The organism is Kitasatospora aureofaciens (genome assembly GCF_001188955.3).
Classification (GTDB): domain Bacteria; phylum Actinomycetota; class Actinomycetes; order Streptomycetales; family Streptomycetaceae; genus Kitasatospora; species Kitasatospora aureofaciens.
On record NZ_JPRF03000078.1, the window covers coordinates 1 to 19,671 of the forward strand.

The following is a 19,671-nucleotide window of genomic DNA, read 5'->3' on the forward strand; positions in this document are numbered from 1 at the left end:
CACCCGCAGCGGCGGGTACTTCGGGTCCTCGACCACGGGCGTGGACAGGTCGGCGCCGACGTCGAACAGGTCGTTCTGGACCCGTACGAGCACGGCCGCCACGTCCTCGGGCAGCGCGCCGACCGCGCGGGTTCAGCCCGGCCGGCAGCGGCGGCTCGGCCGCCGCACCGCCGCCGTTGCCTCCGTACGGGTTCCCGCCGCCGCCCGGGCGGCCCTCCTGCCACGTGTTCATGCCGTCGAGGATGCCCGACCCCGGTACTGCTGACTCCCCCCGGGGCCCCCGCCAGGCCTCTTGTAGCAGTTTTGATGCACGTACCGGATCGTTCCGGCGTGAAACGCGCCCGTCACCCGCGTTCCGAGCGCCGAAACGATTCTTGACCGCTTCGAACGCAGCGTGTTTGCATTCCAGGCATGGACCAGGGGCGGGCACTCACGCGTCGGCGGCACGTCGACCTGCAGCGTGTGTCCGGTTCCCTCTGTCGCGGCTGAAGCGCACCCGCCACCCCCACCGCAGCAGCCGAGCAGCGGCCGCTGCGAAGCGACCCCGCTTCCAGCCAGAGGTGAACCATGGCCACCGTCCTGTCCGTATCCGGCTCCCCGTCCGCCACCTCCCGCACCACCCGGCTGCTGCGCCACGTCGACGCCCGCCTGGTGGACCGCGGCCACCACGTCATCCCGTTCGAGGCCCGCAGCCTGCCCGCGCACGCGCTCCTCTCCGGCGACTTCGAGCACCCGGAGATCGCCGCCGTCACCGAGCTGTTCGCCCGCGCCGACGGCGTCGTCATCGGCACTCCCGTCTACAAGGCCGCCTACTCCGGCCTGCTCAAGGCCCTGCTCGACGTGCTCCCGCAGTACGCCCTGGCCGGCAAGGCCGTCCTGCCGCTGGCCACCGGCGGCTCGCCCGCGCACGTCCTCGCCGTGGACTACGCGCTGCGCCCGGTGCTCAGCTCGATGGGTGCCGGCCACATCACCCAGGGCTGGTTCGTGCTCGACCGCCACATCACCGCCGCGGAGGACGGCACGACCCTCGTCGAGTGCGAGACCGACGCCCAGCTCGTCCCCGTCGTGGCGGGCTTCGCCGACGCCCTCGAACGCCTGGCCGCACCCGTCCTGACCGGCTGACCTGCCGCCCGCCCGACCCCGTACGGGGCGACCCCGAGACGGCCCGCGGCACCCCCTAGGGGGAGGGGGTGCCGCACCCGTAGAACCTTGGTTGCACCGCTTCATTCCGACGGAGGACGAGCCTCCTGACGACGACTCCTAACGTGGTTCTCACGCCCCCGCCCCTCCGAGGGCGACCCGGTTCCATCGGGTCCGCCACCCGACCTCGTCGGGAGGGTGGGGGCCAACGGGTGGGCCACTTCTTAGGAGACTCCAGTGACGACGGCAGCAGCCGTGTACGACCCCCAGCTTCCCGGCGGACCGTCCGCCGTCGCCGCCACGGCCCGCCAGGTGACCAAGGCGTACGGATCGGGCGAGACCAGGGTGACCGCGCTCGACGCGGTCGACGTGGACATCCAGCGCGGCCGCTTCACCGCGATCATGGGCCCCTCGGGCTCCGGCAAGTCCACCCTCATGCACTGCCTGGCGGGGCTGGACACGGTCAGCAGCGGGCGGATCTGGATCGGCGACACCGAGATCACCGGCCTCAGGGACAAGCAGCTGACCAGGCTGCGCCGGGACAAGATCGGCTTCATCTTCCAGGCGTTCAACCTGCTCCCGACCCTGAACGCGCTGGAGAACATCACGCTGCCGATGGACATCGCCGGCCGCAGGCCCGACCAGGCCTGGCTGGACCAGGTGGTGGAGACCGTCGGCCTGGCCGGCCGGCTCAAGCACCGCCCGACCCAGCTCTCCGGCGGTCAGCAGCAGCGCGTCGCGGTGGCCCGCGCGCTGGCCGCCCGCCCGGAGATCATCTTCGGCGACGAGCCCACCGGGAACCTGGACTCCCGGGCCGGCGCCGAGGTGCTGACCTTCCTGCGCCGCTCGGTGGACGAGCTGGGCCAGACCATGGTCATGGTCACCCACGACCCGGTCGCCGCCGGCTACGCGGACCGCGTGCTCTTCCTCGCCGACGGCGTGATCGTCGACGAGATGCACGCGCCGACCGCCGACTCCGTCCTCGAACGCATGCGCCGCTTCGACGGCAAGCGCACCAGCTGAGCGGCGGGACGACGAAACCATGCTGCTCAGGACCTCACTGCGGAGCTTCTTCGCCCACAAGGGCCGGATGGCGCTCTCGCTCATCGCCGTCGTGCTGTCGGTCGCCTTCGTGTCCGGCACCCTGGTGTTCTCCAACACCGCCACCAGCACCTTCTCCAAGCTGTTCGCCGCGACCGCCTCCGACATCTCGGTCCAGCCGCCCAAGCCGGCCGACGACGAGGAGCCGCAGGCCGGGGACAAGCCCGCGACGGTCCCGGCCCCGCTCGCCCAGCAGGTCGCCTCGGTGCCGGGCGTGAAGACCGCGATCGGCCAGGTCATGGTCGGCAACGCGATCCTGGTCAACCCGGCCACCAACAAGCTGGTCGGCCCGACCAGCGGCGCCCCGACCCTGGTCGGCAACTGGACCGACACCCCGCGCAACCCGGTCAAGATCACTTCCGGGCACGTCCCGCAGAACTCCGGCGAGCTGGTGCTGGACGCGGACACCGCCAAGAAGGCCGGGCTCGGCATCGGCGACAAGGTCCGGGTCGACAACGCGACGGGACAGCACCCGTACACGATCGCCGGCATCGCCACCTTCACCACCACCAACCCGGGCGCCGCGCTGGCCTTCCTGGACACCGCGACCGCCCAGCAGGTGCTGCTCGGCGAGCAGGCCTACACCTCCGTCGAAGCCTTCGGCGACGGCAGCCGCAGCAACGACCGGCTCAAGGCCGACACCCTCGCCGAGCTGGGCAGCCGCTACCAGGTCAAGACGGCGGCCGAGCAGAAGGCCGACAACACCAAGGCGATCGGCAGCGGCCTCGACTTCATGAAGTACGCGATGCTCGGCTTCGCCGGCATCTCGCTGATCGTCGGCGGCTTCCTGATCATCAACACCTTCTCGATGCTGGTCGCCCAGCGCACCCGCGAGATCGGTCTGCTGCGCGCCATCGGCGGCAGCCGCCGGCAGGTGAACGGCTCGGTACTGGTGGAGGCGCTCATCCTGGGCGTGCTCGGCTCGACCCTCGGCGTGGCGGTCGGCCTGGGCGTGGCCGTCGGCCTCATCAAGCTGATGAACGCGATCGGCATGGACCTCAAGGCGAGCGACCTGGAGGTCGGGCCCGACGTCTTCGTGGCGGGCTACGCGGTGGGCATCCTGATCACCGTCGTCGCGGCGTGGATCCCGGCCCGCCGGGCCAGCCGGATCGCGCCGATGGCCGCCCTGCGCGACCACGGCACCCCGGCCGAGGCCCGCTCCAACCTGGTCCGTACGGTCCTCGGGGTGCTGCTCACCGGCGGCGGCGCAGGCCTGCTGGTGCTCGCCGGGACGGCGGACCGGGCCGGCACCGGCGGGCAGCTCCTGGGCCTCGGCCTGCTGCTCACCCTGATCGGCTTCGTGGTGCTCGGCCCGCTGCTGGCCACCGTCGTCATCAAGGTGCTCGGCGCGCTGCTCCCGGCCCTGTTCGGCCCCTCCGGCAAGCTCGCCCAGCGCAACGCGATGCGCAACCCGCGGCGCACCGGCGCCACCGCCGCCGCACTGATGATCGGGCTGGCGCTGGTGATCGGCTCCTCGGTGTTCAGCTCCTCGGCGGTCAGCTCGGCCAGTGTGCAGATCGACAGGTCGGTGGGCGTGGACTACATCATCTCGGGCGGCCAGGCCCCGGTCACCGCCGAGATGATGGACGCGGTGAAGCGCACCCCGGGCATCGACCACGTCACGACCCAGGAGAACCTTCTCCGCACCAAGGTCCAGCTGCCCGGCGGGCAGAACGCCAGGACGGACCTGACCGCGGTGCCGGCCAGCTTCTTCGGCAGCGACTTCCACCCCACGGTCAGCTCCGGCGCGATGGACTCGATCGGGCGCGGTTCGCTCGGGATCGGCGAGACCTTCGCCGAGGACCACGGCCTGAAGGTCGGAGACCGCGTGACCGTCGACTACGGCAAGGGCCGCACCCAGACGCTGCCGGTGGGCGTGGTGTTCCAGAAGGGCGGGCTGCTGGGCGACGGCTCCTTCGTCGGCCTGGACGCCCTGGCCCAGGTCGTTCCGGCCGCCGAGCAGCCCCCGGTGTGGACGTTCTTCGCCAAGGCCGCCCCCGGCGCCGACGTCGGCAGGACGCTCACCGCCCTGCAGGAGGCGCTCCAGCAGTACCCGCAGCTGACCGTGAAGGACCAGGCCGGCTACAAGGAACTCGTGCAGTCCCAGGTCAACACGCTGCTCTACCTGATCTACGGTCTGGTCGGCCTGTCGATCACCGTCGCGGTGCTCGGCGTGGTCAACACCCTGGCGCTGTCGGTGGTGGAGCGCACCCGCGAGATCGGCCTGCTGCGGGCGATCGGGATCTCCCGCCGCCAGCTGCGCCGGATGATCCGGCTGGAGTCCGTGGTGATCGCCCTGTTCGGCGCCGTCCTCGGCACCGGTCTGGGCCTCGCCTGGGGCGTCACCGCCCAGCGGGTGCTGCGGGACCAGGGCCTCGGGACGCTCTCCGTCCCGACCACCACGGTCGTGGTGACGCTGGTCTCCTCGGTGGTGATCGGTCTGGTCGCCGCCCTCGTCCCGGCCTTCCGGGCCGGACGGATGAACGTCCTCGCGGCCATCGCGACGGACTGACCCGGCGACGCCGGACGTCGGGTCACCCACGGGGGAGCGGGGGAACGGGGGAACCCGGGGGAACGGGGGACGGGGGCCGGGCGCGCACAGTGCCCGGCCCCTGCCGCGGCAGCTGGTGAACATCCTGTCGGGGGCCGGATCCGCCCTGTTCACCGCCGTTCACCGGACGCCCGGAACCTGCGCCGAACCTGCACCGCTCCCGCCCGGATTCGGGCCCGGGGAAGCGGAACGGTACGGTGATCGTGATCACGGCGCCGGTGCCGCCCTCCGGGGGACCGGGAGCGACGGAACCGGGACAAGACGGCAACGCGTCGGCACCGGTACGGTTGGCCCCGATGAACACCAAGGCTGCTGAGGAGCTGCCGGCTGTTTCCGTGATCATGCCGGTGCTCAACGAGGAACGACACCTGCGCACGGCCGTCCGGCGCATCCTGGACCAGGAATACCCCGGGCCGATGGAAGTGGTGATCGCCCTCGGCCCCTCCACCGACCGCACCGCGGAGATCGCCGCCGAACTGGTGGCGGAGGACCCGCGGGTGCGCACGGTGGAGAACCCCACCGGCCGCACCCCCGCGGGGCTGAACGCCGCGATCCGGGGCTCGCAGTACCCGATAGTGGTCCGCGTCGACGGCCACGGCCTGCTGACGCCCGGCTACATCACCACGGCGGTCCGGCTGCTCGGCGAGATGGACGCCGCCAACGTCGGCGGCATCATGCACGCCGAGGGCGAGACCGAGTGGGAGAACGCGGTCGCCGCCGCGATGACCTCCAAGATCGGCGTCGGCAACGCGGCCTTCCACACCGGCGGCCTGGCCGGCCCGGCGGACACCGTGTACCTCGGGGTGTTCCGGCGCGAGGTGCTGGAGAAGCTCGGCGGCTACAACGAGGAGTTCATCCGCGCCCAGGACTGGGAGCTGAACTACCGGATCCGCCAGGACGGCGGGCTGGTCTGGTTCACCCCGCAGCTCAAGGTGACGTACCGCCCCCGGCCGTCCGTCCGGGCACTGGCCAAGCAGTACAAGGACTACGGCCGCTGGCGCCGGGTGGTCACCCGCTACCACCGCGGCTCGGTCAACCTGCGCTACCTCGCCCCGCCGAGCGCGCTGCTCGCGGTGGTGCTCGGCCTGGTGCTCGGCGCCGCCGTCCACCCGGCCTTCCTCGCGGTGCCCGGTGCCTACCTGCTGGGCATCCTCGGCGGCGCGGTGGTCGAGGGCCGCGGCCTGTCCCTCCGGGCCAGGGCGCTGCTGCCGGTGGCGCTCGCGACCATGCACCTCAGCTGGGGCTTCGGCTTCATCACCTCGCCCCGCTCGCTGGCCCGCCGGGTGATGGCCAGCGTCCGCCCGACCTCGAAGGACGTGCTCTCCCAGGCGCGTTCGTAGTTACCCGGCGCGCACGCCGTTACCTGGCGCACACGCCGTTACTTGGCGCACACGTCGACGTCGTCCGCCTGCACCCGCTGGAGGTCCTTCGGGGCCTCGGTGGGTGCCTGCGAGGGGGCCGCGAGGGCGTCCTTGCCGAGCACCAGCAGCAGCGGGTCCTTCGGGCCCGCCTTGGGGTTCGGCCGTACGGCGTCGGCGGGCAGTCCGAGGGCGGTGGCCAGCGCGGCGGCCTCGGCCTCCCGGCCGGCCGGGAGGGACACCGTGGTGGTCGCGGCGGGCGGGGCGTCGGAGCCGACCGCCGCCTTGGCGAAGCCCTTGGCCTTCAGCTTGTCCACCGTCGGCCCGGACTGTCCGCGGGTCCCGCTGCCGTTGCGCACCGTCACCGGGACGTCCTTGGTGTCCACCGCAGGGGCGGTGGTGCTGGGTGCCGCAGGGGCGGGCGTCTCGGCGGCGGGCGGGGTCGCGGTCAGCGAGCGGTCGCCCGCGATCATCGAGAAGACCTGCCCGGCGTCCGGCTGCCGCAGGATCAGCCGGTCCTGGTCCTTGGGGTCGTCCAGCACCGGCACGGTGGTGAAGGTGATGTTCCCGGTGTCCACCTTGCTGATGTCCTGCGCGAGGTCCTTCAGCTTGTCGACGCTGCCGATGGCGGAGTCCACGGTGAGCGCCCTGGTGGCGGCGTCCGCGAGCCGGTAGAGCTTGCTCGGGCTGGTCAGGGTGTCGTCGCTCTTGATCTTGCGGATCATCGAGCTGATGAACTGCTGCTGGAGCGGGATCCGGGTGAGGTCGCCGCCGAAGCCGACCGCGTGCCGGGTGCGGACGAAGGCCAGCGCCTCCTCGCCCTGGACCACGTGGCGGCCCTTGGACATCTTCAGGTGCGAGTCCTTGTCGTCGATGTCCTTGCCCGCGCAGACCTCGACCCCGCCGACGGCGGTGGAGAGCGTCTTCACCGCCTCGAAGTTGACCTGCACGAAGTGGTCGACCCGGATGCCGGTCATCTTCTCGACGGTCTTCCAGGTGCAGCCCGCGTCGCGCCCCGCCTGGCCGAGGCTCGTATTGAACATGTCCCGCGCCGAGCCCGGGATCTTCTTGCCCTTGCCGTCCTCGCACTCCGGTATCGGCACCATCAGGTCGCGCGGGATGCTGACCACGGTCGCGTTGGAGCGGTCCTTGGCGATGTGGAACAGCAGCGTGGTGTCGGCGTGCCCGGTGCTGCCCTCGTCGCCGTACTCGCGTCCGAGGCCCGCCCGGCTGTCCGTGCCGATCACCAGGACGTTCAGCGCGTCCCCGGCGGCCTTGGGCCGCTCCGCCTCGTCGCCCAGCTGGACCTTCACCGAGGTCAGGTTGTTGTTGAAGTGCTGGTACAGGTAGTACGCCCCGCCGCAGCCCGCGACCATCACCAGCGCGCCCGTCCCGGCCGTCCACTTCAGCACCCGCCGGCGCCGGTTGCGCCGGGCGACCGCTGCCGCCCGCCGGCGGTTGTCCCGGCGGCCGCCGCCGTTGTACTGGTCGGTGTCCGGTTGGTCCTGCTGCACGGGATTCCCTACGTCCGGCCGTCACGGGAGGCGACCCACCCGGGCGGTGGGTCGATCCGGACACACTAGACGAGCCGAACGGGGGAATCGTTCCGAGTATGAGATCCGTCACGGAAAAGCAATGGGACGGCAAACCCCGGCGCGGGTCTCAGTGTTGTGCGCAGGAGTCCACGTCGGCGGTGCGCCCCTCGAAGGTGGGCGAGGCGCTCGCCGAGGGGGACGCCGTCGCCTCGTCGGAGGCCACCACGGCCCCGGGGCTCGTCCCCGCGTCCGGCGCGGGCGTCGAGCCGGGCGGCCGGACGGCGATCTGCCGGTCCTCCCGCAGCGCGGTGAACAGCTGGGTGGTCTGCGGCTGCACGAACTCGTCCCGGTCCGAGTCGTAGTGGTACGGGCGGCGCGGCGCGGTCAGGAACACCACGTTCGGCGAGGGGATGTCGCGCAGGTCCTGGGTGAGGTCGTAGAGCGCACCGAGCGAGGACAGGCCGGCGTCCGCCTTCACCGAGGAGGTGGCCGCGTCCAGCACCGGCCACAGCCTGGTCGGGTTCAGCAGCACCCCCTGCGACTGCACCTTGCGGATCAGCGACGCCAGGAACTGCTGCTGACGGCCCATCCGCTGGGTGTCGCTGCCGTCGCCCAGGCTCTCCCGGACCCGGACGTAGCCGAGCGCCTGCTCGCCGTGCAGCACCTGGCGCCCGGCGGCCAGGTCCAGCTTGGCGTCCTTGTCGTGGATCGGCTGCGGCACGCAGACCTCGACCCCGCCGATCGCGTCCACCATGGCCTTGAAGCCGCTGAAGTCGAGGATCACGTAGTGGTCGACCCGGATGCCGCTCAGCTGCTCGACGGTGCGGATCGAGCAGGCCGGACCGCCCAGCTCGAAGGCCCAGTTGAACTGCATCGTCCCCGGCTTGCTGCGGCTGCCGTCCGGTTTCTCGCAGGAGGGCACGGTGACCATGACGTCACGCGGGATGGAGACCGCGGTCGCGTGCTTCCGGTCGGCGGCCAGGTGCAGCAGGATCGTGGTGTCCGAGCGCTGGGTGCCGGGCTGGCCGCCGTACGAGGAGTTCGCGCCGCTGCGGTCGTCGCTCCCGATCAGCAGGATGTTCCGGGCACCCGCGGCCGCCGAGGAACGGCCCGGACGCTCGGCCTCCAGCTCGGCCAGCAGCCGGTCGGTGGCCGAGTCGGTCGTGATGTTGCCGTCCAGCTTGCGGTACGCGATCCAGAGCGTCACGCCGGCGGCGACCAGTAGGAACGCGACGGCGCCGGCGGTGATCATCAGCCACCGCCGGCGCCGTCGCGGGCGTTTCGGTCCACTCGGGGGAGCGTCCGTGGGGGGAGTCTCGTCGGTCGGGGGGTGCTCGGTGTCATCCTCGGCCATGGCAGGGATCCCTACCCGCCGGGGCGCCGCCGGGGTCAGCCGAGGCGGACAGTCACCCGTTCGGACTCGGCCCGCTTCTCCCACTGCCCGGCGTCCAGGCCCTGCGAGTTGCGGCACAGCACCACCGAGGCGCCGGCCGCCAGCGGGGCCAGCAGACCGGCCTCCAGACCGGCCCAGTCGTCGAAGGAGAGGGTGGACATCACCCGGTCGCCGGGCTTCAGACCGAGGCGCACGGCCCCCTCCCGGGCCAGCGCGACGGTCTGCTCCCCGGTCAGCTTCAGCGGCAGCCCGTCCACCGAGGTCTCCAGCGCCTCCCCGTCCGGGGCGACGGGGGAGTACGGCGCGAAGCGGTCGCCCTGGCCGGGCACCTCGGCGGCGTAGTCGAGGAAGCCGTCCGGGCGGTGCGGGAAGCGGCCGCCCAGCGGCCGCAGTGCGAGGGCCACCCGCTCGCCCCCGCAGGCCTGGGCGGCCTCCAGACCGTCCGGGCCGCTCACCACCAGGTCGGCGGCCGCCGGGTCGCCGGCCGGCACCGCCGTCACACCGACCGACCAGCAGGCCAGCAGCCAGACGGCGCTCTGCCAGTGGGCGGGCAGCAGCAGCGCGGCGCGGTCGCCCGGGCCGGCGTTCAGCTCGTCCTGCAGGAGGTTGGAGGTCTTGGCGACCCAGTTGTCGAAGGTCCGGGCGGACAACTCCACCCGTTCGCCGGTGGCGTCGTCGTAGAAGGTGACCAGCGGGGCCGCGGGATCGACCGAAGGGGTGCCGCCGCGCAGGTATGCGTGCAGCAGCTCGACGGGGGTGCGGGCATCGGCAGCGAATGGCGCAGTCATGGTGCGCCCCAGCCTAAGGCCTTCGAGCGGCAGGCCGGGAGGGGCGGCCGAGCGGGCGCGGGGCGGCGTGGCGAGCCGTCCGGTTTGCGGCGACGATCCCCTGTATGCGCCTTTCACGCCAGGCCGCGCGCCTCTCGACCAGAGCCGCGCGCCTCCCAGTCCCCGCTGCGCTCCTCGCCGGGTGCACCGCCGCCCTGCTGCTGCAGCCCGCTTCCGCCGCCTCCGCCGCGCCCCCTCCCTCCGGCGCCGAACGTCATGTCTTCCCCGGCGGCGGCACGACCACCTCGCTCCCGCTGACCTCCGGGCACGGGCTCGCCCCGAGCACCACCCGACCGTACGAACTCCTCGGCGTCGTTTGGGACGGACCGGCCGGGGCCCTGAACGGCGGCTCCGTCCGGGTCCGCACCCGGGACGCCGCCACCGGCCGCTGGAGCGACTGGCACACCCTGGAGGCCGACGCCGAGGACGGCCCCGACGACGCCCCGCACGGCGCCACCGCCCCGCTGTGGACCGGCCGCAGCGACGGCGTCGCCGTCGACGTCCGACCCGGGCCGGCCGGACTGCCGCCCGGACTGCGGGTCGACCTCGTCGACCCCGGCGCCGGTGCCCCCGCAGCCGCCGCCCCCCGCACCCTGCCCGCAGCCCCCGCCGACGGCGACCACCGGGCGCCGCGTCCGGGGATCGTCACCAGGGCCGGCTGGGGCGCCGACGAGTCCCTGCGGGAACCGGGCTTCGAGTACACCGGCCCCGTCCGCGAGGTCTTCGTCCACCACACCGCCACCGCCACCGACTACGCCTGCAGCGACGCCCCCCGGGTGATCAGGTCGATCTACCAGTACCACGTCAAGACCAGCGGCTGGCGGGACATCGGCTACAACTTCCTCGTGGACCGCTGCGGCACCATCTACGAGGGCCGGGCCGGCGGCGTCGCCCAACCCGTCCACGGCGCCCACACCCTGGGCTTCAACACCGACTCCTCCGGCGTCGCCGCCATCGGCACCTTCGTCAGCGACAACCCGCCCCAGGCCCTCCTCGACGGCATCACCGCCATCTCCGCCTGGAAGCTCGGCCTTACCGGCCAGGCCGCCGACGGCCACACCAAACTCACCTCGGGCTCCGACGCCAGCCGCTACCCCAAGGGCACGGTCGTCGAGTTCGACGCCATCTCCGGCCACCGCGACGCCTTCAACACCGAATGCCCCGGCGAGGCCCTCTACGCCCGCCTGCCCGCCCTGCGCACGGCCGCGGCCAAACTCCAGGCCAAGTAGCCGCCGCGTATCGTTCATAGCCTCAGGCACCACAGGAGGCGACAGCAGTGACGGGCGGCAGCGAAGCGGTACGGCGCTGGCGGCCGGGCTTCCCGCTCGACCCCGTCCGCACCCTCCTGCCACTGCGCCGGGGCCCCGCCGACCCCTCCTACCGCACCACCGGCGACGGCGCCGTCTGGCGCGCCTCCCGCACCCCGGCCGGCATCGGCACCCTGCGGGTGCTGCCGCGCCCCGCCGCCGGCGAGGTCGAGGCGACGGCCTGGGGCCCGGGCGCCCAGTGGCTACTGGAGCGGCTGCCCGTCCTGCTCGGCGCGGAGGACCACCCCGAGGCACTGGTCCTCCCGCCCGGCCCGCTGCGCGACGCCCAGCGCCGCACAGCGGGCGTGCGACTCACCCGGACCGGACTGGTCCTGGAATCCCTCGTCCCGGCGATCCTCGAACAGAAGGTCACCACCGACGAGGCCTACCGCGCCTGGCGCACCCTGCTGCGCGACTTCGGCACCCCGGCCCCGGGCCCCGCCGAGGGCATGCGGGTGGCCCCGTCGGCCCGCGAATGGGCGATGGTCCCCAGCTGGGAGTGGCACCGCGCCGGTGTCGACCCCAAACGCTCCGCCACGGTGATCCGCGCCGTCCGGCTGGCCCCCCGCCTGGAGGAGGCCTCCACGATGCCCCACGAACAGGCCTTCACCCGCCTGACGGCCGTCCCCGGCATAGGCGTCTGGACAGCCGCCGAGACCCTCCAACGCAGCAACGGCGACCCGGACGCCGTCTCCGTCGGCGACTTCCACCTCCCCAACCTGGTCGGCTGGGCCCTGGCGGGCCGCCCCCGCAGCGACGACTCCCAGATGCTCGCCCTCCTGGAGCCCTACCGCCCCCACCGCCACCGCATCTGCCGCCTCCTCCTGGCCACCACCGCCCACGCCCCCCGCTACGGCCCCCGCCTCACCCCCAACGACCACCGCCACCGCTGACCGGAAGCCACGTGGGCGGCGCGCAGGGCAACGCCCCGCGCGCCCACGAGAAGCCCCCACCGCCCCCTCACCCGACCAAGGCGAGAGGGACGCGCCCCGGCGTCACCCACCCTCCCGAGAGCCCGCCCTTCGAACAGCACCCCCTACCGCACCTCGACGAACGCCTCCGCACTCCGCGCCGCCCGCTCCCGCGGCACCTCCGCCGGCCGGCCGACCGCCACCGCCCCCATCGGGTCCCACCCCTCCGGCAGGTCCAGCACCTCCCGGACGGTGTCGCGGCAGAACATCGTCGACGACACCCAGGCGGAGCCGTACCCCTCGCCGGTCAGGGCGACGAGCAGGTTCTGCACCGCCGCTCCGGCGGCGACCGTGAACATCTCCCGCTCCGCCGCGGCCCGGCGCGGGTCCGGGTAGTCGTGCGAGCCGTCCATCACCAGGCACGGCACGACCAGGTACGGCGCGTCCCGCAGGACGTCGCCCCGGGCGGTGCGGCGGGCGATCCTGGCCTCGTCCCAGCCGTCGAGTTCGCGCAGGTCGCGCTGCCAGGCGCCGAGCATGGCGTCGAGCAGCCGGACCCGGGTCCCGGCGGACTCCAGCAGCACGAAGCGCCAGGGCGTGGTGTGGTGCGGCGCGGGCGCGGTGACCGCGGCGGCGACCGCGCGCCGGACGGCGGCCGGGTCGACCGGGTCGGTGGTGAAGGAGCGGACGGTGCGCCGCAGGGTGACGGCCTGGCGCAGTGCCTCGGAGGTGCCGAGCCGGAACATGTCGTCGGCGGCGGCCCGCACCAGCGGCCGGGTGCCGGCGCCGTCCTCGGCGGTGACCAGGTGTCCGAGGCCGCGCACGATCGCGACCGGGACGCCGGTGGCCTTGCCCTTCACCAGGTCGGCGGCGGCGGCGAGTTCGTCGGCGGTCGCGGTGACGGTCAGCACCAGCTCGTTGCCGTGGCTGTCGGTGCGCCCCCGGTGGTCCTCGAGGACGGACAGCCCGGCGGCGCCGATCGCGACGTCGGTGAGCCCGTTGCGCCAGGGCCGTCCGAAGGTGTCGGTGACGACGACGGCGAGCCGGCACCCGGTCAGCTGCTGGAGCCGGGAGCGCAGCGCCCGCGCCGAGGCGTCCGGGTCCTCGGGCAGCAGCAGCACGGTGCCGGGGGCGGTGTTGGAGGCGTCGACCCCGGCGGCGGCCATGACGAAGCCGTTGCGGTTCTCGACGATCCGGGCCGGTCCGCGCCGGGCGACCACCCGGACGGTCTCGGCGTCGATCGCGGCGTCGCGGTCGGCGGCGTGCAGCAGCCGCCCCTCGGCCTTGCTGACGACCTTCGAGGTGACCAGCAGGATGTCGCCGTCCCGGTACGTCCCGGCCTTGGCGATCAGTCCGGCGAGGTCCGCCCCGGCGTCGACCTCGGGGATCCCCTCGACCCCCAGGATCTCAAGAGCCATGGCGGACCTGCTCGGCCAGGGCCAGCGCCGTCCGGGCCATCTCGGCGGTGGCCTCGACGTCGGTCATGAGCAGCGGGACGGCCCGGCAGGCGATACCGGCGGCCTCGACGGCGGCGACGGCGTGCTCGTCCGCGGTGTCCACCAGCCAACCGTCGATCAGGTCGGGGCCGTAGTTGAGCGCGACCGCCTCGGCGGTGGCCTCGACGCCGACGGCGGCGAGCACCTTGTCGGCCATGCCCCGCACCGGGGCCCCGCCGATGATCGGGGAGAGCCCGACCACCGGCGCCGGGGCGGCGGCGACGGCCTCCCGGATGCCGGGGACGGCGAGGATGGTGCCGATCGAGACGACCGGGTTGGACGGCGGGAAGAGGATGACGTCGGCCTCGGCGATGGCCTCCAGCACGCCGGGCGCGGGCTTGGCGGTGTCCGCGCCGACCGGGATGATCGCCTCGGCGTCGACGGCGGCGTGCAGCCGGACCCAGTACTCCTGGAAGTGGACGGCCCGGGTGCCCTGCTCGTCGGTGATCCGCACGTGGGTCTCGACCCGGTCGTCGCTCATCGGCAGCAGCCGCACGCCCGGGTTCCAGCGCACGCACAGCGCCTCGGTGACCTGGCTGAGGCTGTACCCGGCGGTGAGCATCTGGCTGCGGACAAGGTGGGTGGCGAAGTCCCGGTCGCCGAGCCCGAACCACTCGGGGCCGACGCCGTACTCCTTCATCTCGGCCTTGATCGACCAGGTCTCGTCGGCCCGGCCCCAGCCCTGTTCCTCGTGGATCCCGCCGCCGAGGGTGTACATCACGGTGTCGAGGTCGGGGCAGACCTTGAGGCCGTAGAGGTGGATGTCGTCACCGGTGTTGCCGATGACGGTGATCTCGTCCTGCGGTCCGACCGCCGCGAGGAGTCCGCGCAGGAAGCGCGCCCCGCCGATTCCGCCTGCCAGTGCCACGATGCGCATGGGGGTCATCCTGCCACGGCCGGACTCTTCGTCAGTGCGCGCTCAATGACGCTCGGCCTGCTCCCGCGGAAGCGGTTCCGGGTGCTGCTCGGGGACGGCGGCGGCGCCGTACTGGTTCATCGCGGTCAGGCCCGGGGTGTAGAGGTGGATGGAGACGGCGGGTTCGAGCGCGCCGTTGACCACCTCGTGCAGGTAGCCGGAGGAGAACACCCGCTGCCCGCCGGGGCGCAGGGTGCGGGCGCCCTCGCCGGCGTGGGTGAGGGAGCGTTCGATCAGCTCGCCCCGGACGACGGTCATCACGCCGGAGGACTCGCCGTGGTCGTGGAAGCCGCTGCTCTGGCCGGGCAGCCAGCTGAGCAGCCAGACCTCGTAGCCGGGGCCGGTCTCCAGCCGGGCGTACCAGCGGGTCAGCGCGTCGTAGCGGACCAGCGGCTCCCAGCGGGCGCGGTCGGCGGCGATCTCGCGGACCAGCCGGGCGTACCCGGCGACGGTGGTGGGGTGACCGGGCAGGTCGGTGCGGGCGAGGTGGGGGAAGGCGAGCGGGTCGCCGGCGATGGAGACGTCGCTGAGCCCGTCCGCCCAGCGGCGTCCGTCCGTACGGCGGACGGCGGGGGAGAGGCCCAGGCGGGCGAGCTTGTTGCGGTCGCGGTTCCGCTTGCGGATGCGGATCATGCGCACGGTGGTCGTCCTCGGATGAGTCGGCTGGTTCGGGGAGCAGCCGGATCCGGGATGTCCTGGGGGCGGGAATCGCGGGCGGCCTCTGTGCTTCCTGGGCGGCGCGCGGTGGGACGCGGGCGCCTAGCTACAGCAGGAACAGAGGCGACAACAGGAGTTCACGGCACGGCGGAGCGTGGAACCGCTCCGGGGGCTGGCGAACTCTGACATAGGGGAAAGGAGACCGCATTCGCGGGGCCGGTGTCAAACCGGGCTATGCGGCATTCGAGTGGATTAGGTCCGTATCTCTCCCTGATGGGGTGATTCATCACTCTCTAGGTTTCGATGGGAAGATCGCCGGGAAGGGAGGCCGATGACCGGCCTGTGACGGTGAGCGGGCGTCATTTCGCGAGTGGTTGTGGACGTTTCGACGCCCTCCAGGGCTTTCGGACTGAAGGTCCGATGTGTCCGAATATGTACACTATTCGTAATGGCTTGGTGCCAGGGAGTGAATCCCGGCCTCAATACCAGAGCTCGGCTTGACTGGGCCAGAGTGACGCAACTGTAATTTCACTCGTGTCGTCAGCCGCACGAGGCAACGGCAACCACGGGGACGCCAAGTAGGGGCAGAGGAGGCGCGCCACATGAGCGAGCTCTTTGAGCTGTTGATCGGGGACGGCATCGCGGAGGACGAGGAGGAACTCGGTTGGCAGGAGCGCGCGTTGTGTGCCCAGACCGACCCCGAGTCCTTCTTCCCCGAGAAGGGCGGCTCGACCCGCGAGGCCAAGAAGGTCTGCCTCGCCTGCGAGGTCCGCTCGGAATGCCTGGAGTACGCCCTCGCCAATGACGAGCGCTTCGGCATCTGGGGCGGTCTCTCGGAGCGCGAGCGCCGTCGGCTCAAGAAGAGCGCGGTCTGAGCGCGGTGGCCCCTGGCCCCCGCTGACCCTCCGCCAACGGCGGACGGCCGCACAGGCTGTACGAGCGCCTCACCGTGACGGTGGGGCGCTTTCGTGTTCCCGGGCCGTTTCCACTCCGCCCGGGCCCCTTCTTCACCGCCTCCGCACCGGCACCGCGCACGAGGCGGCCATCGAGAGCCGTTAGTGTGGTGCGCCATCCGGTTGCCGTTCACCGGCTGTGTCCACCGAGAACTGGGGCCCGCGCACTCGATGACCGTCTACAGCCACCAGGGCGGCTTCACCGCTGCCAGGCCGCCCGCCTACCCGCGCCACCTGGTCACCGCGGTGATCGTCTCGCACGACGGCGCCCGCTGGCTGCCGCAGGCCCTGGCCGGCCTGCTCGGCCAGGACCGCCAGGTCCAGCGGATCCTCGCGGTCGACACCGGATCCACCGACAACTCCCCGCAGCTGCTCGCCGACACCCTCGCCGACTGGCTGCCCGAGAGCGGCCCGCTGGTGCTCGGCCGCCGGGCCGGCTTCGGCACCGCCGTCGCCGAGGCCGTCGCGAGCTCCGCGCCCCTGCGCCCGGAGGACCTCCCGTACCGGCTCGACCCCTCCGGCTACGACCCGGTCACCGGCGGCTGGGACGACTTCGGCGACCCGCTCGCCCAGGAGGACGACCTCGGCCGCGGCGGCCCGCGCGAGACCCAGCCGATCGAGTGGCTCTGGCTGCTGCACGACGACTGCGAGCCGCAGACCGACGCGCTGCGCCGCCTCCTCCAGGTCGCCGACTCCACCCCCAGCGCCGGCGTGGTCGGCCCCAAGCTGCGCAGCTGGTACGACCGCCGCCAGCTGTTGGAGGTCGGCGTCACCATCGCCCGCTCCGGCCGCCGCTGGACCGGCCTCGACCGCCGCGAGCAGGACCAGGGCCAGCACGACCAGGTCCGCCCGGTGCTCGCCGTCTCCAGTGCGGGCATGCTGGTGCGCCGGGACGTCTTCGAGGAGCTCGGCGGCTTCGACAAGGCCCTCCCGCTGATGCGGGACGACACCGACTTCTGCTGGCGGGTCAACGCCGCCGGCCACCGCGTGGTGGTCGCCCCCGAGGCGGTGCTGCGGCACGCCGAGGCGGCCAGCCGCGAGCGCCGGGCGATCGACTGCGGCCCCGCCCACCCGCACCGGGTGGACAAGGCCGGCGCCGTCTTCACCCTGCTCGCCAACTGCAGGGGCGTGCTCTTCCCGTACGTGCTGCTGCGCCTGGTGCTCGGCACCCTGGTGCGTGCCGTCACCAACCTGCTCGGCAAGGACGCCCGCCAGGCCATCGACGAACTGGCCGGTCTCGGCCATGAACTCGTCCGTCTCCCAAGGCTGTTGACCGCCCGCAAGCACCGCGCCCGGACTAGGGCGGCGGACGCCCTGGACGACCGCACGCTGTTCCCGGCCCCCGGCGCGACCACCCGGCTCGCCGTCGAGGGCGTGATCGGCTCGCTCGGGATAGGGGGCGGCGACGACTCCGGCAGCCGCCACGGCTCGGTCGAGGCCGGCGGCGACGAGGACGGCGAGGACCTCGTCGTCGAGCAGTTCGCGCTGCTCAAGAAGCTGGCCCGGCGCCCCGCGCCGGTGCTGTTCGCCGGCCTGCTGGTGTTCGCCCTGGTCGCCTGCCGCAGCCTGCTCGGCGGCGGCGAGCTGTTCGGCGGCGCCCTGCTGCCCGCCTCCGACGGTGCGGGCAGCCTGTGGTCGATGTACGCGGACGCCTGGCACCCGATCGGCACCGGCTCCACCGCCGCCGGGCCGCCGTACCTCGGCGTGCTCGCGGTGCTCTCCTGGCTGCTGTTCGGCCACGCCGACCTCGCGCTCACCCTGCTGGTGGTGCTCACCGTCCCGCTGGCCGCGGTCAGCGCCTACCTGGTCTCCCGGCCGCTGCTGGACTCCAAGCTGGTCCGCGCCTGGGCCAGCGCCACCTACGCGCTGCTGCCCGCGGCGACCGGGGCGCTCGCCCAGGGCCGGATCGGCACCGCCGTCCTCGCCGTGCTGCTGCCGCCGCTGGCCCGCGCCGCCGCGATCGCGGCCGGCCTCGGCATCCGCCAGGAGAGCGCCGCCAAGGGTGCCCGCCCCGGCTGGCGGCCGGTCTGGATGACCGTCCTGCTGCTCACCCTGGCCACCGCCTTCGTACCGCTGACCTGGGCGCTCGCCGTGCCGCTGTGCCTGGCGACGCTGGTGGTCGCGGTGCTGCGCGGCGGCGCCTTCGGCTCCGGCGGTACGGCGCTGCGGCTGCTCGGGCTGCGTGTCCTGGTGATCCTCGCGGTACCGGTCGCGGTGCTGGCCCCCTGGTCGCTGAAGGTGCTGTCGCACCCGCAGTGGCTGCTGCTGGAGGCCGGGCTGCCCGGTCTGCACGGCGCCGGGGCGAGCGCGGCCGGCCTGCTGCTGGTCAATCCGGGCGGCGCCGGGGTGCCGCCGGTCTGGCTCTCCGCCGGTGTGGTCCTGGCCGCGCTGGCCGCGCTGCTGCGCGCCGACCGGCGCCGCGCGGTGCTCGTCGCCTGGGGCGCGGCCGGTGCCGGCCTGCTCTTCGCGGTCGCGGTGGCGGGCACCTCCGTCACCCCGGCCTCCGGCGGCCAGGCGGTGCCCGCCTGGGCCGGCCCGGCCACCCTGATCGCCGGGATCGCCCTGCTCGCCGCCGCCGCGATCGGTGCCGACGGCGCCAACGCCCGGGTCGCCGGGATCGCCTTCGGCTGGCGTCAGCCGGTGGCCGCCCTGGTGGTGGCCGCGGCCGTGCTGGCCCCGCTGGGCACCGGCCTGTGGTGGGCGCTGACCGGCGCCGGCGGTCCGCTGCACCGCGCCGACGGCGGCCAGGTGCCCGCCTTCATCGCCGAGGAGGCCGGCACCACCGACCGGGCCCGCACCCTCGTCGTCACCGGGCAGAAGGGCGCCGTCCGCTACACCGTGCTGCGCGGCGCCGGGCTGACCCTCGGCCAGGCCGAGTCCACCGTCGACCCGGCCACCGGCACCCAGGACGGCCTGAACAAGATGGTCGGCAACCTGCTGGCCGGTTCCGGCGCCGACCAGGCGAACGCCCTGGCCGGCTACGGCATCGCCTACGTGCTCGTCGAGCGCCAGGCCGTCGACGCCTTCAAGAACGTCCTGGACACCACCCCCGGCCTGGTCAAGGCCAACCAGGAGCGCGACACCGCGCTCTGGCAGGTCAACGGCGCCCCTGCGGTGCGCGCGGTGATCACCGCCCCGGGCGCCACCCCGGTGGTCGTCCCGGCCGGGGCCCGCGACCTCTCCACCACCGTCCCGGCCGGTCCGGACGGCCGGGTGCTGCGGCTCGCCGAGTCCGCCGCCCCCGAGTGGAAGGCCACCGTGGACGGCACCGCCCTGGAGCCCACCACGGTCGACGGCTGGGCGCAGGGCTTCAAGCTCCCGGCCGCTGGCGGCAAGCTGAGTGTCACCCGCGAGGCCAGCCTCGTCCACACCGGCTGGATCTGGGCCCAGGTGCTGCTCGGCGTCACCATCCTGGTGCTGGCCCTGCCCGGCCGCCGCAGCCACAAGGACGACGACCTGCCCGAGGAGGTGGTGGCCGCCGCCGCGCTGGCCGCCGCCGCCCAGGCGCAGGCCCCCGCCCCCGGCA

The 19,671-nt window shown here is 73.5% G+C and carries 15 protein-coding genes and 1 pseudogene; 9 read left to right on the top strand and 7 right to left on the bottom strand.

All coding sequences use genetic code 11. The annotated features are described in order from the left end of the window. A pseudogene (locus HS99_RS46005) lies at positions 1-126 on the bottom strand (cobalamin adenosyltransferase family protein); the annotation flags it as partial. Between the two features lie 285 nt (positions 127-411). On the opposite strand from HS99_RS46005, the gene HS99_RS48625 reads away from it, so the two are divergent. The 5 genes from HS99_RS48625 to HS99_RS36860 all read left to right on the top strand — a co-directional run bounded on the left by HS99_RS48625 (position 412) and on the right by HS99_RS36860 (position 6,132). Then, complete coding sequence (locus tag HS99_RS48625; RefSeq protein ID WP_355212135.1) at positions 412-489, top strand: putative leader peptide; 78 nt, start codon at positions 412-414, stop codon at positions 487-489. A gap of 78 nt (positions 490-567) precedes the next feature. Continuing rightward, positions 568-1,122 carry an NADPH-dependent FMN reductase gene (ssuE, locus tag HS99_RS36845; RefSeq protein WP_030289928.1) on the top strand — a complete coding sequence of 185 codons (555 nt, stop codon included), beginning with the start codon at positions 568-570 and terminating at the stop codon, positions 1,120-1,122. 255 nt (positions 1,123-1,377) lie between these two features. Beyond that, positions 1,378-2,163 (top strand): ABC transporter ATP-binding protein, encoded by a 786-nt coding sequence (locus HS99_RS36850; RefSeq protein WP_046386331.1) that lies wholly within the window; start codon positions 1,378-1,380, stop codon positions 2,161-2,163. Positions 2,164-2,182: 19 nt separating this feature from the next. Beyond that, positions 2,183-4,753, top strand: a complete 2,571-nt coding sequence (locus tag HS99_RS36855) for an ABC transporter permease (RefSeq protein WP_030557204.1) — start codon at positions 2,183-2,185, stop codon at positions 4,751-4,753. Between the two features lie 335 nt (positions 4,754-5,088). Next, positions 5,089-6,132, top strand: coding sequence for a glycosyltransferase family 2 protein (locus tag HS99_RS36860; RefSeq protein WP_030289931.1), 1,044 nt, complete (start codon positions 5,089-5,091; stop codon positions 6,130-6,132). 38 nt (positions 6,133-6,170) lie between these two features. Here HS99_RS36860 and HS99_RS36865 read toward each other — a convergent pair whose 3' ends face one another. The 3 genes from HS99_RS36865 to HS99_RS36875 form a co-directional block, all read right to left on the bottom strand. After that, positions 6,171-7,664, bottom strand: a complete 1,494-nt coding sequence (locus tag HS99_RS36865; RefSeq protein WP_223886052.1) for an LCP family protein — start codon at positions 7,662-7,664, stop codon at positions 6,171-6,173. A 148-nt stretch (positions 7,665-7,812) separates the two neighbouring features. Then, positions 7,813-8,937 (bottom strand): LCP family protein, encoded by a 1,125-nt coding sequence (locus HS99_RS36870; protein ID WP_232543331.1) that lies wholly within the window; start codon positions 8,935-8,937, stop codon positions 7,813-7,815. Positions 8,938-9,074: 137 nt separating this feature from the next. Next, positions 9,075-9,866, bottom strand: a complete 792-nt coding sequence (locus HS99_RS36875) for a TIGR03089 family protein (RefSeq protein WP_030289935.1) — start codon at positions 9,864-9,866, stop codon at positions 9,075-9,077. 104 nt (positions 9,867-9,970) lie between these two features. Here HS99_RS36875 and HS99_RS36880 point away from each other — a divergent pair, with 104 nt between their 5' ends. Both HS99_RS36880 and HS99_RS36885 read left to right on the top strand, forming a co-directional pair. Next, the gene (locus HS99_RS36880; RefSeq protein WP_078958719.1) at positions 9,971-11,134 is read left to right on the top strand and encodes a peptidoglycan recognition protein family protein; all 1,164 of its coding nucleotides are present in this window, start codon (positions 9,971-9,973) and stop codon (positions 11,132-11,134) included. Between the two features lie 47 nt (positions 11,135-11,181). Continuing rightward, positions 11,182-12,105 (top strand): DNA-3-methyladenine glycosylase family protein, encoded by a 924-nt coding sequence (locus HS99_RS36885; protein ID WP_030289938.1) that lies wholly within the window; start codon positions 11,182-11,184, stop codon positions 12,103-12,105. Between the two features lie 143 nt (positions 12,106-12,248). Here HS99_RS36885 and HS99_RS36890 read toward each other — a convergent pair whose 3' ends face one another. From HS99_RS36890 to HS99_RS36900, 3 genes are read right to left on the bottom strand one after another with little or no spacing between them, the layout of a single operon-like run. Next, the gene (locus HS99_RS36890) at positions 12,249-13,541 is read right to left on the bottom strand and encodes a coenzyme F420-0:L-glutamate ligase (RefSeq protein WP_030289939.1); all 1,293 of its coding nucleotides are present in this window, start codon (positions 13,539-13,541) and stop codon (positions 12,249-12,251) included. After that, positions 13,531-14,496 carry a 2-phospho-L-lactate transferase gene (cofD, locus tag HS99_RS36895; RefSeq protein WP_030289941.1) on the bottom strand — a complete coding sequence of 322 codons (966 nt, stop codon included), beginning with the start codon at positions 14,494-14,496 and terminating at the stop codon, positions 13,531-13,533. Before cofD ends, HS99_RS36890 begins: the two co-directional genes overlap by 11 nt. A 42-nt stretch (positions 14,497-14,538) precedes the next feature. Beyond that, positions 14,539-15,174 carry a cysteine dioxygenase gene (locus tag HS99_RS36900; RefSeq protein WP_232543332.1) on the bottom strand — a complete coding sequence of 212 codons (636 nt, stop codon included), beginning with the start codon at positions 15,172-15,174 and terminating at the stop codon, positions 14,539-14,541. A gap of 620 nt (positions 15,175-15,794) precedes the next feature. On the opposite strand from HS99_RS36900, the gene HS99_RS36905 reads away from it, so the two are divergent. Next, a complete protein-coding gene (locus HS99_RS36905) occupies positions 15,795-16,067 on the top strand; it encodes a WhiB family transcriptional regulator (RefSeq protein WP_030062195.1) in 273 nt (90 codons plus the stop codon). A gap of 249 nt (positions 16,068-16,316) precedes the next feature. Next, positions 16,317-19,671: glycosyltransferase family 2 protein (locus HS99_RS36910; RefSeq protein ID WP_063738005.1), on the top strand; the 3,355-nt coding region annotated here is incomplete at its 3' end.